12 protein-coding genes are annotated in these 17,650 nt (G+C 54.8%); 5 read left to right on the top strand and 7 right to left on the bottom strand.

Annotated elements, in window-relative coordinates; genetic code table 11:
* Positions 1–24: 24 nt before the first annotated feature.
* On the bottom strand, positions 25–2,343 hold the full coding sequence (locus A3848_RS30830; protein WP_074088837.1) for a helix-turn-helix domain-containing protein: 2,319 nt from the start codon (positions 2,341–2,343) through the stop codon (positions 25–27).
* A 121-nt stretch (positions 2,344–2,464) separates the two neighbouring features.
* On the opposite strand from A3848_RS30830, the gene A3848_RS32585 reads away from it, so the two are divergent.
* The 3 genes from A3848_RS32585 to A3848_RS30820 are packed head-to-tail and all read left to right on the top strand — an operon-like array spanning position 2,465 to position 7,285.
* Positions 2,465–2,623 (top strand): hypothetical protein, encoded by a 159-nt coding sequence (locus tag A3848_RS32585; RefSeq protein ID WP_178382118.1) that lies wholly within the window; start codon positions 2,465–2,467, stop codon positions 2,621–2,623.
* Positions 2,613–4,259: an SWIM zinc finger family protein gene (locus tag A3848_RS30825; RefSeq protein ID WP_074088836.1), complete on the top strand. Its 1,647-nt coding sequence runs from the start codon at positions 2,613–2,615 to the stop codon at positions 4,257–4,259. The genes A3848_RS32585 and A3848_RS30825 overlap by 11 nt, the downstream gene beginning before the upstream one ends.
* On the top strand, positions 4,256–7,285 hold the full coding sequence (locus tag A3848_RS30820) for a DEAD/DEAH box helicase (protein ID WP_074088835.1): 3,030 nt from the start codon (positions 4,256–4,258) through the stop codon (positions 7,283–7,285). Before A3848_RS30825 ends, A3848_RS30820 begins: the two co-directional genes overlap by 4 nt.
* 27 nt (positions 7,286–7,312) lie before the next feature.
* Here the strand turns inward: A3848_RS30820 and A3848_RS30815 are convergent, their stop codons facing one another.
* Together A3848_RS30815 and A3848_RS30810 are read right to left on the bottom strand one after the other, a co-directional pair.
* Positions 7,313–8,107 carry a hypothetical protein gene (locus tag A3848_RS30815; protein WP_074088834.1) on the bottom strand — a complete coding sequence of 265 codons (795 nt, stop codon included), beginning with the start codon at positions 8,105–8,107 and terminating at the stop codon, positions 7,313–7,315.
* A 275-nt stretch (positions 8,108–8,382) separates the two neighbouring features.
* Positions 8,383–8,559: a hypothetical protein gene (locus tag A3848_RS30810; RefSeq protein ID WP_167374722.1), complete on the bottom strand. Its 177-nt coding sequence runs from the start codon at positions 8,557–8,559 to the stop codon at positions 8,383–8,385.
* Positions 8,560–8,731: 172 nt separating this feature from the next.
* Here A3848_RS30810 and hflX point away from each other — a divergent pair, with 172 nt between their 5' ends.
* Positions 8,732–10,009 (top strand): GTPase HflX, encoded by a 1,278-nt coding sequence (gene hflX / locus A3848_RS30805; protein ID WP_074088832.1) that lies wholly within the window; start codon positions 8,732–8,734, stop codon positions 10,007–10,009.
* A gap of 107 nt (positions 10,010–10,116) precedes the next feature.
* On the opposite strand, the gene A3848_RS30800 is transcribed toward hflX, so the two are convergent.
* Positions 10,117–10,866 carry an SDR family NAD(P)-dependent oxidoreductase gene (locus A3848_RS30800; protein ID WP_074088831.1) on the bottom strand — a complete coding sequence of 250 codons (750 nt, stop codon included), beginning with the start codon at positions 10,864–10,866 and terminating at the stop codon, positions 10,117–10,119.
* A gap of 169 nt (positions 10,867–11,035) precedes the next feature.
* Between A3848_RS30800 and A3848_RS30795 the strand changes: the two genes are divergently transcribed.
* Positions 11,036–11,923, top strand: coding sequence for a LysR family transcriptional regulator (locus tag A3848_RS30795; RefSeq protein ID WP_074088830.1), 888 nt, complete (start codon positions 11,036–11,038; stop codon positions 11,921–11,923).
* 95 nt (positions 11,924–12,018) lie between these two features.
* On the opposite strand, the gene A3848_RS30790 is transcribed toward A3848_RS30795, so the two are convergent.
* The 3 genes from A3848_RS30790 to A3848_RS30780 all read right to left on the bottom strand — a co-directional run bounded on the left by A3848_RS30790 (position 12,019) and on the right by A3848_RS30780 (position 16,646).
* Positions 12,019–13,776, bottom strand: a complete 1,758-nt coding sequence (locus tag A3848_RS30790) for a hypothetical protein (protein WP_074088829.1) — start codon at positions 13,774–13,776, stop codon at positions 12,019–12,021.
* Positions 13,777–13,873: 97 nt separating this feature from the next.
* On the bottom strand, positions 13,874–14,932 hold the full coding sequence (locus A3848_RS30785) for a glycoside hydrolase family 88/105 protein (protein WP_256702602.1): 1,059 nt from the start codon (positions 14,930–14,932) through the stop codon (positions 13,874–13,876).
* Positions 14,922–16,646 (bottom strand): glycoside hydrolase family 3 protein, encoded by a 1,725-nt coding sequence (locus tag A3848_RS30780; RefSeq protein ID WP_074088828.1) that lies wholly within the window; start codon positions 16,644–16,646, stop codon positions 14,922–14,924. The genes A3848_RS30785 and A3848_RS30780 overlap by 11 nt, the downstream gene beginning before the upstream one ends.
* Positions 16,647–17,650 lie beyond the last annotated feature (1,004 nt).

Here is a 17,650-nt window from a genome sequence, read left to right as displayed (position 1 = left end):
GGGGTGTCCCACAATCATATTATCTTATTCTGAATCCTCAGAAACGCCGGAATGGCGCGGTTTTGGCCGATCTGCATACTCGCTGGCATATTTGTTGCTCTCCCGGAACTTGCCGGGTGTCGTCGATTTGATTTTACGGAAGGCCCGGATGAAGCTGTTCTCATTCTGGTAGCCCACCTGGAGGGCAATATCGGCAATTTTCAGACCGCTGTCCAGCAAAAGCTCACAGGCTTTATCTATTCTCAGGTTGGTAAGGTAATCATAAACGGTCGTTCCGGTCTCTTCCTTGAAGAGGGTGCTGACCGAAGATACCCCCATATTGATATGGGCTGCGATGTCCTGAAGTCCGATATTCTCCTGCAAATGACTCTCCATATACGCTATCAGGTTCTGTACCTGCAGATATTCCTTCGATTGCCGGTGTGCGCCCAGCACATTAGCCATATGGACAACAATTCGGCACAGCATGTCCTCCAGCTCGGTAAGATCCATGGTCGTCACCTGAAGCCATGTGTAATCCGCAAGCTCTGTAGGAAGCGGATGGCTCCCGGCTGCGGCAATACTCATCATTTCCTCTAACAGATCATTGATGGAACGGAACACCTTTTGCGGCTGAATACCTTTTTTGCGGGTGTCGGCTGCTCCTCTGCGAACCCACTCCAGTCCCGTCTCGGCATCCGATGACTTCAGCGCCTGCAGGACCTGCTGCCTCCAGGCATCATCGGATGGACCAACGCCTTCTGTATATTGGTTCTCTGTTTCCGAGTAAGTGTGGACAAGTCCATATCCTTCATACAGCCGGCAGGACAAGGCCAACATGGATTCGTTGTAAGAGTGGGCCACCTGGGCAATACCGGCAGAAGTGCTGCCGATCCCGATGGATACGGATATTTTCAGGACTTCCTCCAGAAGGCTAACCAGTCTGACCGCTTCCGCCTGAAGATCGCGTTCTTCCGGCGTCCGGGCCTGAAGCAGCACAGCTAGACTATCCTTCTGCGGAGCTGTGGTTACTGCTCTCCAGGAGGGTTCGAAGTATTCCAGGACAATGTTATTCATGGCGTATTTCAGCAGCATCTGGTCCTCTTCCATAAATGCCGCTGCCCATTGTGCATGGCGGTCGACCGATATCAGCAGCAGCTCAAAAGGCCCCTCCTGCCAATCTGCAAAATAATGCTCCCATTTTGTCTGTATTTCCTGCGTGCCGATGCTGCGGGTAATCAGATCATTCACATATTTGGACCGCAGCTCCGGCAGACTCCACTCCGCTACGAGCGATTTGCTCTGAAAATCACCGACCAGCTTGCCGATTACTGGCTCCAGGTCGTACAGATTGCCATGTCCAGCTGATGCTGTATCCGGAGCCAGCAGCTTGTTGATCCGTTTCAAAGGCCGGAAGGCTGCGAAATTATAATAGTAGATCGCGCAGCAGCCTACAGCGATGGAGATCAGTGACAGCATGATCATCATATTGCGTGCGGTTGTCACATTTTTGAGCAGCTGCTCCATAGGAACGAGTGAAATCAGCCGCCAGCCGGTCACATTGGAGAAGGTCTGGTTCGCCATATAGGCCTTGCCCTCGATCTTCACATGTGCGAACGGGCTTACATCGATGTCTTTCAGCATCTCGTTCATTTCCGCAAGGGGGAACGGCAGGTTCAGCTTCGGATAGATCAGGTCGCCTTCAAGGTCATACACCAATTGATAGCTCGACAGATGACTGTACATTTTGGAGAACAGCATGTCGTAATCCAGATCAATCAGCACAGCTCCTGTAACTTCACCCTCCTGGACAATCGGACGGGCTAAGGACAGCAGCTCCGTGTGGCTGAGCTGGGGATCGGTACCGGTGTATACTCTTCTCTTGATCAGCAGCGGTTTCTCCTTAATCTCCTCAATCCACGAGGTCCAGGCATGCTCCGGCGCCTCATCCCAGGAGCTCTTATAGCCGTAGCCGCTGGAAATCACGGAATGATCCTTGAATTTGATGACGCTGATCGCGTGAATGTCCGGCTCTGTTGCGAGCGTTGTCAGATAATCCTGCGGCTCGGCAGCGATGCCTGCATTCTCTGCTGAGGCTGAGTTAATGTATTTCAGTATAACCGGATGAAACGACAGATCTACCGCCTTATTGTCCGACTCCCGGAACGCCCGGTTGGTGACATCCAGATTGATCTGCAGCAACTCGATATTCGGCGTGTTCAGCTCCGTATCCAGTGCGTTCCGGTATTCCCTGTAGGAGAACAGGCCGATTAGTATAATCAGCAGCGACACACTGACGGTCAACATCAGGATCAGCCGGTTTTGTTTGTTGTTCAGCAAATATTTTAACTTAAATCGCAGCATTGGCGTTGCTTCATCCTTCCGCGGGTCTCATAGTCGAGACCATAGAGTAGCATGTTTTTTCTGTAATTCAATATGGAGCATATCATATTCTTTAAGATTTTAAACGTTTGGAGTGAAGAACATGATAAATGATATAATAGTAGAAGCAAGCGGAAACGGCTTCGCCATCCTTTTACAAGCTTATGAAGCAGCGAGGCTACGTACCGCTCACAGATATCCGTATGAAGCAACCGGATTCACACAGACTTTTGTACAGGAGATTAACCCAAATGCAGCCTAATTTGATGATCAACGATGCCGAATGGGACAAGCTCATCTCGGATGTGGCTTTTTATTTTGAGGATCTGACTCTCAAGCGGGGATTTCAATATTATAAGCAAAAACGCGTAAAGTCTCTCCGGATGATCTCATCGCGGAGAATTATGGCGGTAGTCGAGGGCAGAGAGGATTATGCCGTCAGCCTCGAGCTGGACCACTTGACGGAAAGTCATTGTGATTGCCCGGTTCAGGGGCCCTGCAAGCATATGGCGGCGGTGCTGATGAATGTCGCCGAGTCACAGGAGCGGTCTGTGAACATGCTCGCCAATGCCAAGGCCGTCATTGACCGGAAGAAGACAGAAGTCTTAGAGGCTTCCGCCGCTGCCGGTGTCTCCGGCAGCCGGCGGGAACAGGCGCAGAAACTTGCCGGGCTAATCCCAGGAGCAACGGTTGCGCAGTGGCGCGAATACATGGCACTACTTACCGCACCGCTGGCACAGTCCGTGCGCAATCCGCAGTATTCCGGCAGAGCGCTGTCCGCCATCATGGAGGTACAAGCAGATCTGGCCCCGGCTGCTGCGCTGCTGTTCCAGCTTAATGCCCACCTGTTCATTCTGGAGAGCCTGATTCAGCCCCTCCCTCCGAATCATGCAGGAACCCTCTCTTCTTCAAGCTATTCGCTCGGATATTACACGTCTATTGCGGTCTCTGAGCTTAAAGAGGCGGTTACGCGCCTTATGAAGTCGGGCCTGCCGCTGGCTTCAGAGCCGGAGGAATGGCCCCGGGTTAGAGAAACCCTGGACTACGTCCAGCTTGAAATGCTGACGGAATCACGCGACCGACTGCGGGAGCAGCCCTATTTCTCTTTCTGCTACGACCGGCTCTGGAATCACTGGATTGCCCCGAACACCAGCGGCTCGGAGCTGTATCTGGAGGAGCTTGATGCGCTGCGGGAACGCGCAAGCGGGCTCGGCGCCGCAGCGAACCGCTCCGCACTGCTGCTGGCGGAGAGCCGGATGTACTTCTACCTAAACGACGATAAAGCGGCCTGGGAACGGCTGGCTGCCGCATCGGAGCGTCCCGGCCTTCATCCGGACGAGCTGATGGGCTTCCTCCCGCCACTCGCCGAAGCCGGGCACTGGTCCCGCCTTGCGGCCTGGCTTGAAGCTACAGGCCCGCTGCTGAACAGCCGCCTCTATAATCTGCAAGGCTATGCCGCTTACTGGGAGGACGCCGTGCGTCATCTGCCGGAAGCAGAGCCCCAAATGTGGAACACTCTATCCGGGATGCTGCCGCTCTCACAGGATATCTACGAAGAGAAGCTGCTGGCTGCCGGCAAATGGCGGGAATGGATGGACTATCAGCTGGCCGCCGGCAAAGAGCCTTCCGATTTCCGGGTCAGCGACCTGCAGCCGGTGGAGAAGAACGCGCCGGAGCTGCTGCTGCCGTTCTACCATCAGGCGGCGGAACGGTTCGTGCTGGAGAAGAACCGGCACAGTTATAAGGCTGCCGTGAAGCTATTGAAGCGGCTCGCCAAGCTGTACAAGAAGATGAAGCGCGAGGCACGGTGGGAGGAATTCCTGGATGCCTTCACCGCCAGGCACAGCCGGCTGCGCGCACTGCAGGAGGAGCTGCGGAAAGGAAAGCTGATCCCATGAGTATGCACACGCGAAATATTTCCGTTCAGCTGGCCTTGAGCCAGTATGGCGATGCCCTGATCTACGGCATTAATGAGAGGGATGACTATGTTCCCGGTCTGCTGCTCAAACAGCAATTGTTCGCCTGGCACGAGGACTCCTTCTATGGAACGGAATTGACAACCCAGAGCGCCGACGGCGTCGAGCTTGTCATCCTTCCCGCCGAGCAGGTGGTCCCGTTCTTCGCGGAACTTCAGGTGCTCCGGCATATCGGCTGGAGCTGGGAAGGCAACGCTGCGCTGCTGACCGAACTAGCCCCGGTTCTGGCTGCACTGCTGGACGACAAGCAGTACGTCCCCAGCTTCTCCGCCTTCCGCGAAGGCCAGCTGCGCTGGGACTGGGACGGCCAGGCGCTTGCGCGCTCGGCCGCCGGCAGTCCCGCCGCTGCGGAAGCGCTGCGCGGGCTGCAGGAGCGCAGCGCTCTTGCGGAAGGGCTGCAGGCCGCCTTCTCGGCGGCGGTCTTTCAGCGGTATTACCGCACGGAAGCCGAAGCCGGCGACCTGCGGAGCGAATTCCCGCTGCTGTTCAGCCGCAGCGGGCCCCAGGCCGCCGGGATGGACGCGGACAGCTGGCTGATGTCCATCGGCTGGAAGGCGGACAGCGCGCCGTTCCGCCCTGCGCTGCAGCTGCTGGAGCCGGACGAGGACTCGTCCTCTTGGCGGCTGCAGCTGCTGCTCCAGGACAAGCGCGACGAATCCGCGCTTGTGCCGCTGCGGCTCTCCGATGACGGAGAGCCGCATGGCCGCTGGCCCGCGCCGTGGACGGAGCACGTCCACGAGCGGGCGGCCGGGTGGCTGTCGCGCCTGCGGGACAGCCTGCCCGGTGAGCACATCGGCCGCGGGCGCGATGTGCTGGGAGAACCGCTTAGCGACGAGGTCGCGTGGCGGTTCCTGACGGTAGACAGCCGGCGCCTGCTGGAGGCCGGCTGGCAGGTGCTGCTGCCGGCGTGGTGGGAGGCCGCCAGCCGGAAGAAGCCGCGCCTGCGCGCCAAGATCAACTCCGGCGAGGGCAGCCGCGGCGGCGGGTCGCTCTTTGGGCTGGATGCGCTGGTCGACTTCGACTGGCGCATCTCCATCGGCGACGCCGACCTCTCCGAGGCGGAGTTCGCAGAGCTGGTCGCGCGCGGCGAGCGGCTCGTGAAGTTCAGGGGCCAGTGGATTCCCCTGGACCCGGCCCTGCTGGCCCAGATTCAGCGGGCCATGGCTGGAATGGACAAGTCGCAGGGCTTGTCCTTCCAGGATGTATTGCAGCTGCATCTGCTCGGCAGCAGCGAAGAGGAGGCGGCCGAGGCCGCTGCTGAACAGGCCGAGGAGGAGGCCGCACGCTTCCGGCTGGAGGTCGAGCTGAACGCACATCTGGTACAGCTGATCGGCCAACTCGGGCAGCGCGAACAGTGGCCGCAGCCCGCGGTGCCTGCCGGACTTCACGCGGAGCTTCGAAGCTACCAGCAGGAGGGGTATGCCTGGCTGGCTTTCCTGCGCCGCTTTGGCCTCGGAGCCGTTCTGGCGGATGACATGGGCCTCGGCAAAACCGTGCAGCTGATTGCCTATCTGCTCCATCTGAAGGATCAGCAGGAAGCGGCTGAAGCGGACCCTGCTGCCGGACGGCTGCGGCAGACCGACCCGCCCGGCTGGCCCGCCCTGATTATCTGCCCGACATCCGTGCTCGGCAACTGGCAGAAGGAGCTGCAGCGCTTCGCCCCTTCCCTGAACGTAATGCTGCATTATGGAGGCAAACGCCTGGATGCAGGCTACTTCTACGGCGCCGCTTCGCAGGCCGATGTGGTTCTGACCTCTTATGCCACGGCTGCACTCGACCAGGAGCTGCTGAAGCAATTCACCTGGGCTGCCGTCTGCCTGGATGAGGCCCAGAACATCAAAAATGCAGGGACCAAGCAGTCCTCAGCCGTCCGCAGCTTTCCGGCGCTGCACCGGATCGCGCTGACGGGAACACCGATCGAGAACAGGCTCTCCGAGCTGTGGTCGATCTACGACTTCATCACACCGGGATACCTGGGCAGCGCAAAATCCTTCCAGGACCGGTTCGCAAACGCTATAGAAAAGGAACGCGATCCGAAGCGGACAGCGGATCTGCAGCGGATGGTCAAGCCGTTCATGCTCCGCCGCAAGAAAAAAGATCCGGCCATTCAGCTTGACCTTCCTGATAAAAACGAGATGAAAACCTATGTTCACCTCACTGCCGAACAGGCAGCCCTGTATGACCAGAACGTCAATGGGCTCCTGGAACGGATGCAAAAGCTGGAAGGCATTGAGCGCAAAGGGGCTATTCTGTCAGCACTGACCAGCCTTAAGCAGCTATGCGATCATCCGATGCTGCTGAGCAAAGAGGCCTTGCCTGAGGCAGATCCAGAGGGCCGCATCGAAACGGCTCCCTTGATTGAGCGGTCAGCGAAGCTGGAGCGGCTGCTGGCCATGGTGCGGGAACTGCGCGAGGAGAATGAGCGCTGTCTGATCTTCACCCAGTATGTAGGCATGGGCAAAATGCTGCAGGCTGTGCTGTCGCAGGAGCTGCAGGAGCCCGTGCTGTATCTGAACGGGAGTACGCCCAAAAGCGCCCGCGACCGCATGATTGAACGGTTTCAGGCACCCGCGCCGCAAGAGGGGGAAGCCTCAGAAGCAGGGGGGCAGCAGTCTGACCAGCCGAATATATTCATCCTCTCGCTGAAGGCGGGAGGCGTGGGCCTGAACCTGACCGCAGCCAATCATGTCTTCCATTTCGACCGCTGGTGGAATCCGGCTGTCGAGAATCAGGCCACGGACCGTGCATACCGCATGGGCCAGACCAAGGATGTGCAAGTGCATAAATTCATCTCGCTGGGAACATTGGAAGAGAAAATAGATGAAATGCTGGAGAGTAAGCAGCAGCTCAGCGATGATGTAATCGCAAGCTCCGAAGGCTGGATTACCGAGCTGTCCACCGATGCGCTGAAGGATCTGTTCACGCTGCGCCGGGAATGGGTCGGCTAACCAGACTTGGCCTGATGCGCCTTGGACTTACCACTGTTCGGACATTCTGAACACTGCTGCCAGGTTGTCTGAACCGGCAAGCGAACTGGCTACAAGTGTAATGATCTCGTCCGTCAGATCATATTGGAGCTGCTGATCCGCCAGCTCCACTGCTACATTCTGATAGGCCCCGGCTATCCCTGAGCCGATACCCTGGGTGATGACTCTTCCGCCCGTCACCGTGGTGCAGGTATAATTCACTTGCAGCGCTGTTTCCGTGACCGGTATGGCCGTAGTGGGTGTAGGATAACTGACGAAGGTTCCGTTGACGGTGCCGCCGGCCACGATTTTGTACCGGACAGGTGTAGAGGCCAGAATGTCCAGACTGTCCGGTTTGATTTCAGCGGCAACCGCCTCCGGAATCACAACCGCTGTATTTCTGCGGAAGCTGATCAGCGCGAAGTCGGATGTAGTCACAGCGATATTTTCCCGGAATTCCGAGGTGATCCGGCTGACTTCCAGCTGTTCCAGCGGAACAGGCGCCAAGATACCTGAACTGTCTACAAGGAAAATCTGGATCTGCATCTGTTCCTGGGAATAGACTGCATTGAATTGAAAATAAATATGGGTGATGTTATAGGTTTTGGTCACCACCTCCCGGTAATTCACCTCAAATAACTCCTGGGCAAACAACGTTTCCGGGGTTACATCATTATTGAGACCTGTTATATACACCACAGCTTTGGATGATCCGTTGTTGACCACTTTTACTACTACCTGGCTGATGGTTCCAAGCCCACTGGTAGGTCTGCTCGTTAATGTGTTGGTAATTAGATAAGGCACAGGTCATCCTCCTTCTAGTAACGTCGTTCTTATAGGGTATGCAGTAGAATTTGGAAGTTTCTAGATAAAACGGCAGACGTGCATGCTGATCGCATATTCGGGCACTTCCTGAATTGGTGCAAGTTGCCAGTTCCCGGCAAATGTGCTAAAATCAACGTAACTTTTTTAGAACGGAGGGTTGCGTGTGATAGACTATATCCGGATTCGTACTTTACGCGGCTAAGCTAATTGTATAGCGCGAAAGCTCTGCCCCGTGCAGAGGACTCAGGATAGGTCTATCCATTTTTGAAGGCAACCCGCAGCTTGAACTTTTGTCCGGCAGACAGGAACGGAAGCCGGCATATGCCTTTAGGAATCCTTGCATCTCCATACACCATATCAATGAACCGCCGCGGCATTCGGGTGGAGCAGCTTGCTGTTCCGCCTGGCGGCAGCATTTTCAGTACATTCATTGTTTGCTGTGGGAAGATGCTGACGGAAGAGACTGGGAGCGAATCCCTCTCCTCCATCCTATTCTGTTGTCCTCTATGAATACTGTTAAGCACAGGCAGACGGCTGCCTGTGCTTTTTTTATGGATTAGAAGAATAATTCATCACATTTACTCGTGGAGGTTGTAATAATATATGGAAACTGAAACTGTACAGCAAAAGGCAGTGATCGTCGGTGTTCAGCTGCAGAATGACAAGGATTTCGCATATTCCATGGAGGAGCTGCGCAATCTGGCCGCTGCCTGTGAGCTGGAGGTGGTTGGCGAGCTGAGCCAGAAATCCAGCCGGATTAACCCGTCGCATTATATCGGGACAGGTAAAATCACCGAACTGAGTGCCCTTATGGAGGCGCACGATGCTCCGGTGGTTATCTTTAATGATGAGTTGTCGCCTTCCCAGATCCGTAATCTGGAGTCGGCGCTGGATCGCCAGGTCATCGACCGGACCGTGCTGATCCTGAATATTTTTGCCGAGCGTGCCAAGACAAAGGAAGCCCAGCTCCAGGTGGAGGTGGCACAGCTGCAGTATATGCTTCCCCGGCTGACCGGGATGCGTGAGTCCCTCGGCAGACAAGGCGGCGGCGCAGGACTGAAGAACCGCGGTGCCGGGGAAACCAAGCTTGAGCTGGACCGGCGCAGAATTGAGGAGCGAATCACGGCGCTGCAGCTGGAGCTGCAGACTCAGGTAGCGCGGCGGCAGATCCAGCGGAAGCAGCGGCGCAAAAACGAGGTGCCCGTGGTCTGTCTTGTCGGTTATACCAATACCGGTAAATCCAGTCTGATGAATACCCTGGTAGATACCTTCCACCCCGGTTCGGAAAAAGGGGTCTTGGCCAAGGATATGCTGTTCGCCACACTGGAGACCTCGGTACGCAGTATTGAGCTGCCGGACCACAAGACCTTCCTGCTGACCGACACGGTCGGTTTTGTCAGCCAGCTACCCCATCATCTGGTCAAAGCCTTCCGTTCTACGCTCGAAGAAGTGACCGAAGCTGACCTGCTGATTCATGTAGCCGACATTTCCGATCCGCAAGTCAGCCAGCATATGACCGTAACGGAGGAGACCCTGAAGGCGCTGGGTGCAGATGGAATCCCGGTCGTTATCGCTTATAACAAAGCCGACCTGACAGATCTGCCTTATCCCGTGGTGACTGAGAATTCCGTTACCCTTTCCGCTAAGCAAAATAGCGGAATCGCCGAGCTGATCGGGCTGATCCGCGGGCATGTGTTCAATGATTATATCCAGTGTGAAATTCTCGTTCCGTTCGGCCGCGGCAGCGTGGTCTCCTACTTCAATGAGCATGCCGATGTGCAGTCGGTCAGCTATGAGGAGGAGGGCACACGCCTGAAGCTGGAATGCCGGATTGCCGATTACGAACGGTTTAAGGACGATTTTATTGCAATTCCGCAGTAGAAGCAGATATAGCTCTCAAATGACAGGTTAAGCAGACCAAAGACTCCGCACCAGCCTCACTTGGCTACTGCGGAGTCTTTTTATTTTAGTTTTAGCAGATCCATTATTTATTTAAACGAAGCATAGCCTTCATCAGCCATAACAACGCTGCCGTTGATTGCACTGGCCTCATCCAAGGTAAGCAAATAGACGGAATCGGCTACCTGTTCGGGTGTTGTCAATTTATTTCCGATGACCTTGGCTTTCATGGATTCGACCAAGCCCTGATCTTTATATCCCTGAATAATAGGTGTATCCACCGCACCCGGCGCAACCGCAACTACTCGTATTCCATATGGGGACAATTCTAATGCAGCTGATTTAGTCATCATAATGACAGCGCCTTTGGAAGCATGATAGGCAAAGGTACCGGGGGATGCCAGAAAACCGAAAACAGAGGCTGCATTGATAATCACACCTTTAATTCCGAGCTCTCTCATTTTTTTGCCGGCGGCAATGATGCCATAGGCAACACCATGCTGATTGACATTGATTACACTGTGATAGTCATTCAGGTTCTGATCCAGAACAGGCGTATTACGCCCGATGCCCGCATTGTTAAACATCACATCGATTCTGCCAAAAGCAGCAACTGCTTGTCCAATAAGCGCCTCGACCTCTTCATATTTTGACACATCCGTCCGGACAAAAATAGCTTCGCCGCCCGCTTGCTTAATGAATTCAACCGTCTTCTCGCCGCCCGCTTCATTAAAATCAGCGACAACCACCCGATCGCCTTTACTTGCAAATTTCAAGGCTGTGGCTCTCCCTATTCCGCTTGCACCACCTGTGATCACTGCTACTCTTGTACTGCTCATCAACTTCTCCTCCTCTACGGTGATGTAATAGACTAAAATAGTAATGGGAACCATAAGAGTTATCTTCCATTGAAAGTACTTTCATATACAGTGTAACTCTCCCTAAATTTAAATAAAATTTAATTATATTCACTTATAGTTAATCAAAGCTTAATAAGGAGAGCTGACGATGAATCTTGAACAGATTGAATACATTGTAGAGGTTGCGAAAAAGGGGTCTTTTACAAAAGCTGCTCAGGATCTGCATGTCACTTTATCGGCAATCAGCCAATCCATCTCGTTACTGGAAACCGAATTAGGCATGACCTTATTCACCCGTTCCCGTGGTTTAGGCGCTGTACCCACGATAGAAGGAAATCAAATCATCCAAAAGGCAAGTGAAGTCCTGCTAAAAGTGAACGAGCTAAAAGAAGAGGCTAAAAGCTGCAGCAATACTTTGAGCGGGGAATTGAAGATAGCTACCATACCAGGTCCTATGCATTTACTCGTAGATGTTGTTTCCACATTCAAGGAAGACTACCCCCAGGTCAAAATAGAAATTTTCGAAAAGGGACCGAGGGAGATATTAAATGATCTGGAACACAGCAACATTGATATTGGATTAATCGTGTTAGCGGAGGATTTTATCGAAAGAAGCGAGCATTTGACCTTTGAGAAGCTGTTAGAAGGGAGAATGGTTGTAGGTGTAAGTAAAGATTCGCCGCTGGCCTTTGAAAAGAAAATAACGCCCGAGCAATTAGTTGGACAACCGTTGGTCTTGTATGATGATGAGGATCTATGGGACCATACCAAAGCATTAATCTCCAGATTTGGCCAAGCAAACATCCTTTTTACAACAAATAATACGAAGGCCATTCAAAATGCAGTGAATCGCGGGCTCGCTATTACCATCGGACTGGAGTACTCCTTCACAGATATCCTGCCTGAGATTGTCCCTATAGCGTTTGATATGCCAAGCTTAACCCCTGTACAATATGGATGGGTTCTCCATAAGGGAAAACATCCTTCCCAGGTATCAAAAAGGTTCATCCAAAGACTTCAAATGGAATTCTATTGATTTCGCTTTATCATGGACACAACGAAGAAGACAGGAATGCTCCTGTCTTCTTCGTTGTGCTTTTGAGCAGCTTAACGGGCCGCTCCCTGCAAGCTCTACTCCGCCGGACCAGGGCGCAGATGGAGCGTGAACGCTTCCGTCTCCTCCCCGCTGCAGCATACCCACAGGTTTCCGTCATCTGTCAGCTCCAGCTCCGGCCCGGATTCATCCGGTGCCTGCTGGATATCCAGCGAGAATACCATGGCCGCTTGCTGCAATGCCTTGAAATCAATGGTCCGCCGTGGTCCCGAATAGAGGATCAGCTCCACCAGGAGTAAATCCGCAGTCTTTTGAATCTCCCATGTCCAGTCGCGTTGTGCCCCTGAATGTCCTGCAAATGCTGCAAACCAAGTCGTCAGCATACACTCGGTCTCTCCGATTCGGAGGATCGCCCCTTCCCTGGTGGAAACGGCAGAGACCCCATCCAAATGGCCGCCAATCTCCAGCCGCAGCCGTAAATCATCAGCCTCGATGGCGCCCCCGGTAGGGTCCAGATTGGGATGGGTATCTCCACCATCGGTGATAAAATCAATACCGAACAGCACCTGACCCTGATCCTGCTTCGATTTGAAGCGGGCCGAGCAGTAATCATACCCGTCATGCAGACAGCGAAGCTGAATATAGGCCGGCAAGCCGTTATTATCCACGTACGCCAGCAGCGGTCTTCTCTGATTCCATAAATCACTGGCGGTAAAAGATCCTACACTCACCTGCGGGGTCATATAGGTAACCGCCCATCTGCCGCTGCCATCCTCTGGATTCCCTTCATAGAGCTGTCTGATTTCCTGTGTGCGCGAAACGCAGAAGGCCTCCACAAAAGCAGCCGGACACTCGAAGCCGCTCTTATACCATTCCTCTTCGTACGGCAGCTCTTCCCAGTCAAAAAACATCACCCTCCCCTTAGTTGCCAGTTGCAAAAACGCCTTGCTCTGATCATTGATCAGCGTCTGATAACAACGGGAATGCGGCCCGGACCACTGCGCAGTAGCAGGGTGATAATACCCGGCCACCGTCCTCCAGCTCAGATCAATCAGCCCGCGGCTGAGCATCCGCACCTGGTCATCTATGGTTTCGGCATGAAGCTTGGACAGCTCCAGGATGGCAATGTACGTATAGACCGGGCTGTTGTATTCCTGAAAAGCACCGCGTTCCATCGTATAGTCGTACAGCTTCTGCAGACGCTTCAGTCCATATTCCGCGTAATCTCTGCGGCCCAGCTGTTCCCCCGCGATTCTGGTGACGAAGGCGCCCAGTATCGCGATGTTCGTATAGTCCGGCCCGACATTCCGTTTGATAATTGCCTCACAGGCATACTCAATGGATTGGGCAACCGCCATCCGCAGCGACTCGGGCAACCTGCGGCCGTGGCGCGAGAGAGCCTGAACCAGCCGGCTGCCGCAGAAATCAGCCCAGTTCCAGTCTGGCGGCGCCATCTGTGCCAGCGGTTCTTCGTAGAACCAGGACCAGATGCCGAAGGTATCATGGCTGCGGTCGGTGTCCTGGAGGGACACTACCTGAGCGATAATATCAAAGGCCCGCTGCTCATACGCTGGCAGCTCCGTATCCAGCAGCCCCAGCGCATAAGACAGCGAATCCCGCGTAGAATGGATGAACTCAGCCTCACGCAGCGTGGTATGATAGCCCGGACTGCTGAACGGGGACCAGAGCAAGTGAAGCTCCGGGTCATACCGGGGCTCCAGCATTTGCATTTTACGGATCAGCATCCGCTGATGATCGATGCCCTCATGCTTATAGGCCGTTTCCTCCTTACCCGGTGTTTCAGGAGCCTTGCTTCCCTCTGCGGTTTTCTTCACAATGATCTTCCTTTCCTTTAGGTAGGGGAATCCTAACCACACTTTCCTGTTAACCGCTCCCTCTGGGGAGGACTCATTGTTCAGCTGCGGTTCCAGTCTACAGTTGGCGATCTTTCAGATCCAGTTCCTGCGCAAGCAGCTGCATCACCAGCCCCTGCCCGTAGAGCGAAGGATACACTTCAATTGTATTGTAGGCTTCTTCCGAAGGCATAACGGGCGTGCCGCCTGAGACTCCCTGCACTTGACCATTCTCCGCAATTAGCGGAAGAATACCACTCACCGCAAGCCTGGCAGAGTCCAGAAAAGAGGAATCCAGCAGGCCATTCCTCACTCCCTTGAAGAATCCGCAGGCAATGCCCGCACTGCCTGAAGTCTCCTGAACGTAATCCGGTCTATTCAAGACCGTATGCCATAGTCCGTTTCCGGCTTGGCAGGACCGCAAGGCTGCCGCAAGCGATGAATACCGGCTGTGCAGCTCTTCCGGTATGTCAGCCACGCCTTGAACTTCCATCACAATCTGCGGAACCGCCAGGGTAATCCATGCATTGGCCCGCGCCCAGCGGACCGCAGACATATGATTGCCCTCACGGCTGTTCCAGCCGTGATAGAGCAGTCCCGTAGCCGGGTCCTGGAGCAGCTGCAGGTGAAGCAGCGTCTGCCGCAGTGCGGCATCGGCCAGCCGGGATTCTCCCGTTAGCCCGCCCATACGCGCCAGGAACAAGACGGCCATAAATACCGTATCTGCCCATACCTGTTCCGGGAAATCCACATTTTCCGTAACGGTATGCTCCAGCGCCCCTTCCCGCGTGACCGGCGCAGTGTTCAGCATCCAATCCGCGGTGGACATCGCTTTTTGCAGAAACCACGGGTCACCGGTCTGGCGGTACAGTTCAGGAAAAATCGCGAACGGAGCGAGCGCATTAATGACTTTGACCCCATCGGCCTTGTGCTTGTTCCGGTTCACCCACTGCAGCAGATACTCTATAACCTTTTCCTGCCCGCCAACTGTGGCGTACTCCATGAGTGAAATCACACCCACCCCCGGCACCCAATCCCAGTGGTCAATGTCCATGCCCCAGTCACCCCGGTGCGCCCCCGAGATCATGTATTGAAACAAACGGTCCAGCGCCTCCGCAGGCTTCCGCTCAGTGCTCAAAATGATGCATCCCCCTTAGATCAAGTGAACCACCCTGCGGGTCTGTCTTCACCGGAGACCGTCCCTGAAAAGGCAGCTCCCCGAACAGTGATTTGACCGTAAGCTCCACGGTCTCCTCATGCAGCGAATAGGCATTGACCAGCGCATCCAGAAACGGCATATCCTGCAGCAAATATGGGGTGGCAAAAGAAATCCCGATGGGCCGGATGGTCTCTGCATGCTGCATTGCCCATATCGCTTTGGCCGCCTCGCCTACCGGACGGGCCGTATTCATCATGCCGTGCAAGGGCAGAAAGTAAGGTGCAAAAGCAGCATCCCAGCGAATCCCCGACAACTCCCATTTCCGGATCGTGCCCAGCGGCTCAAATTCATCCAGTATATCTACCTGAAGCCCCCTCGCCCGTAAAAGATCTACAAAAACATTCATCCGCTCATACTTGCGGCCTTCCGTCACTTTGTTCAGCAAGATCACTAGCACCCGGCGGGTAGTCTGCGGATCAAGCGGCAGAATATGGCCACGGTTGCGGACAAGTGTAATACAACGCTCCGCGAGGGACTGGCTCAGGCCCCTTGCTTCCAGATCCAGCTCCGGCGGCAACTTGTCGTTCAGCAGCGGAAGTGCCCGCGGGTCCCGGCCTTCTTCATCTATACCATACATACCCAGCCTGGCCTTGAGCTGCAGAATGCGGCGGACACTCGCATCCAGCTGCTCCATGCGGACGGTGCCCTCCCTGACGGCCCGCTCCATCACCCCGAAATAATCCACACCCGGCCACAGCAGCACATCCGTTCCACAGTTGAAGCAGTCGATCATCCGTTTCTCATAACTGCCCCAGGCCAGAAATCCGCCCATATCCAGCGCATCCGACAGCACCACACCTTCAAACCCCATACGTTCCCGCAGCAGTTCCGTTGTGATCCGCTCTGATACCGTTGCCGGTACTGGCTTCTCCCCCTGATCTCCTTCCATCCAGGGAAGAGCAATATGCCCGGTCATGTACGACAGTACGCCCTGATCAATCATAGATTGGGACACCTGCCCGTAGGTGGCAACCCACTCATCCTCGGTCAAGCCGTTAATGGTGGTCACAATATGCTGATCGCGGTAATCCACCCCGTCCCCCGGAAAATGCTTCGCACATGCTGCCAGGCCATGGTCCTGCATCCCCCGCATGACTGCACCCGCTAGCCTTGCCGCCCGCTTGGGGTCATCCCCCAGGCAACGCGTTGTAATGACCGGATTCATCCAGTTCAGCAAAAGATCTGTGCCAGGTGCCAGCGCCCAGGTAAAGCCCGCCGCCCGCCCTTCCAGTGCCGTAAATTTACCGTATTCATAGGCCAAGGCCTCATCGTCCACTGCGGCCAGCGCGAGGAGCGGCGGGAACGCGGTTAAGCTTTTGACTGCCGATCCCGCGCCGAATTCCAAATCACCGGAGAACAGCAGCGGATATTTGCTGATCCGCTGCAGCTGCTCCGTCCACTCCCGGTACTCCGCCGCCTTGCCCGACGCCTTCTGAATCACCTCACCGCCGATAAAAAAACTGCCCACCGGATACGTCTTCAAATAGGCCGCAAGCGCCTCAGTATCGTTTCCCTTAAACGGCAGCCGCCCTGCATGATCCTGCATCGTTTGCCCAATCTTTTCCCGCAGGCTCATGGACGCGAGCATCCGCTCTACCCATTCCTGCTCCTCCCTTGTTAGAGGCCTTGGCATGGTTGCACTTCCTTTTGAGTGATTTTCGATCCACCTAACTGATTTCGATCCCCCTAAATCCCCCTTAGCCAAGGGGGACCCCAAGGGCCCCGGCCCTCTGGACACCCGGATGGCTGGCGTGGGCGGAGGGATTGTGCTCCCGGGCTGCAGTGTGCGGAGAGCGCTTTACCCCTGCGGGGACGCTTTGGCTGCATTTCACCTGCGTAAGTGCAAGGGGATGCTCCGCTCCCCCCAAACCGTTAACTGCAAGGGGACGCTCCGCTCCCCACAAACCGTAACTGCAAGGGGACGCTCCGCTCCCCCCAAACCGTAACTGCAAGGGGACGCTCCGCTCCCCACAAACCGTAACTGCAAGGGGACGCTCCGCTCCCCCCCCAAACCGTAACTGCAAGGGGACGCTCCGCTCCCCCCCAAACCGTAACTGCAAGGGGACGCTCCGCTCCCCCCCAAACCGTTACTGCAAGGGGACGCTCCGCTCCCCCCAAACCGTCAGATCGTTCTAACCCTGTATAATTTCATCACTACCTTAAGTGTAGCCGGGGAACGGAGGAGACTAAATAAGGTCATCTATAAAAAAAGTTCGAAATCCTACAGAGTCTCAAAGGGAATAACATCTAATAAATGCAATACTCAACCATCTCAATGCTAGAGCAGCACCTCAACAAGGTGGAAAAAGTATCACTAATTCTCGATTTCTGGTCTGCAGTCGAGGTTTAGTTGGAATTTGTTTACTTAATAATGGTTCTAATAGCAAACTGAGGCGTTTTCGGCATAATTAGTTATACTAATTCCACCTCGAACTCGCAGCAGCACAAGTTTCCATAAACTAGTTTTCCTATTTCCACCTAAATTCATTTTCCCCTGGGAGCAACCTCCACTAGCGAGTACATTCAGGTACATTAGGCTTAAACCAGCTTATCTTCCGCCCTTCCACTCAACCAGGTTAACGTCCACCTCAACTCGCGTAACTTCCGCTCAACCCGCTAACTTCTATTTGAACCAGC

This window comes from Paenibacillus sp. P32E, assembly GCF_001909085.1.
In the GTDB taxonomy this organism is placed as follows: Bacteria; Bacillota; Bacilli; order Paenibacillales; family Paenibacillaceae; genus Paenibacillus_AQ; species Paenibacillus_AQ helianthi.
This window is presented reverse-complemented; position numbering and strand designations above follow the sequence as displayed.

Coding starts and splice junctions, on each gene's coding strand:
- A3848_RS32585 (WP_178382118.1), top strand. CDS start 2,465: ATGATAAATGATATAATAGTAGAAGCAAGCGGAAACGGCTTCGCCATC.
- A3848_RS30810 (WP_167374722.1), bottom strand. CDS start 8,559: ATGAATGTACTGAAAATGCTGCCGCCAGGCGGAACAGCAAGCTGCTCC.
- A3848_RS30825 (WP_074088836.1), top strand. CDS start 2,613: ATGCAGCCTAATTTGATGATCAACGATGCCGAATGGGACAAGCTCATC.
- A3848_RS30820 (WP_074088835.1), top strand. CDS start 4,256: ATGAGTATGCACACGCGAAATATTTCCGTTCAGCTGGCCTTGAGCCAG.
- A3848_RS30795 (WP_074088830.1), top strand. CDS start 11,036: ATGAATCTTGAACAGATTGAATACATTGTAGAGGTTGCGAAAAAGGGG.
- hflX (WP_074088832.1), top strand. CDS start 8,732: ATGGAAACTGAAACTGTACAGCAAAAGGCAGTGATCGTCGGTGTTCAG.
- A3848_RS30800 (WP_074088831.1), bottom strand. CDS start 10,866: ATGAGCAGTACAAGAGTAGCAGTGATCACAGGTGGTGCAAGCGGAATA.
- A3848_RS30830 (WP_074088837.1), bottom strand. CDS start 2,343: ATGCTGCGATTTAAGTTAAAATATTTGCTGAACAACAAACAAAACCGG.
- A3848_RS30780 (WP_074088828.1), bottom strand. CDS start 16,646: ATGCCAAGGCCTCTAACAAGGGAGGAGCAGGAATGGGTAGAGCGGATG.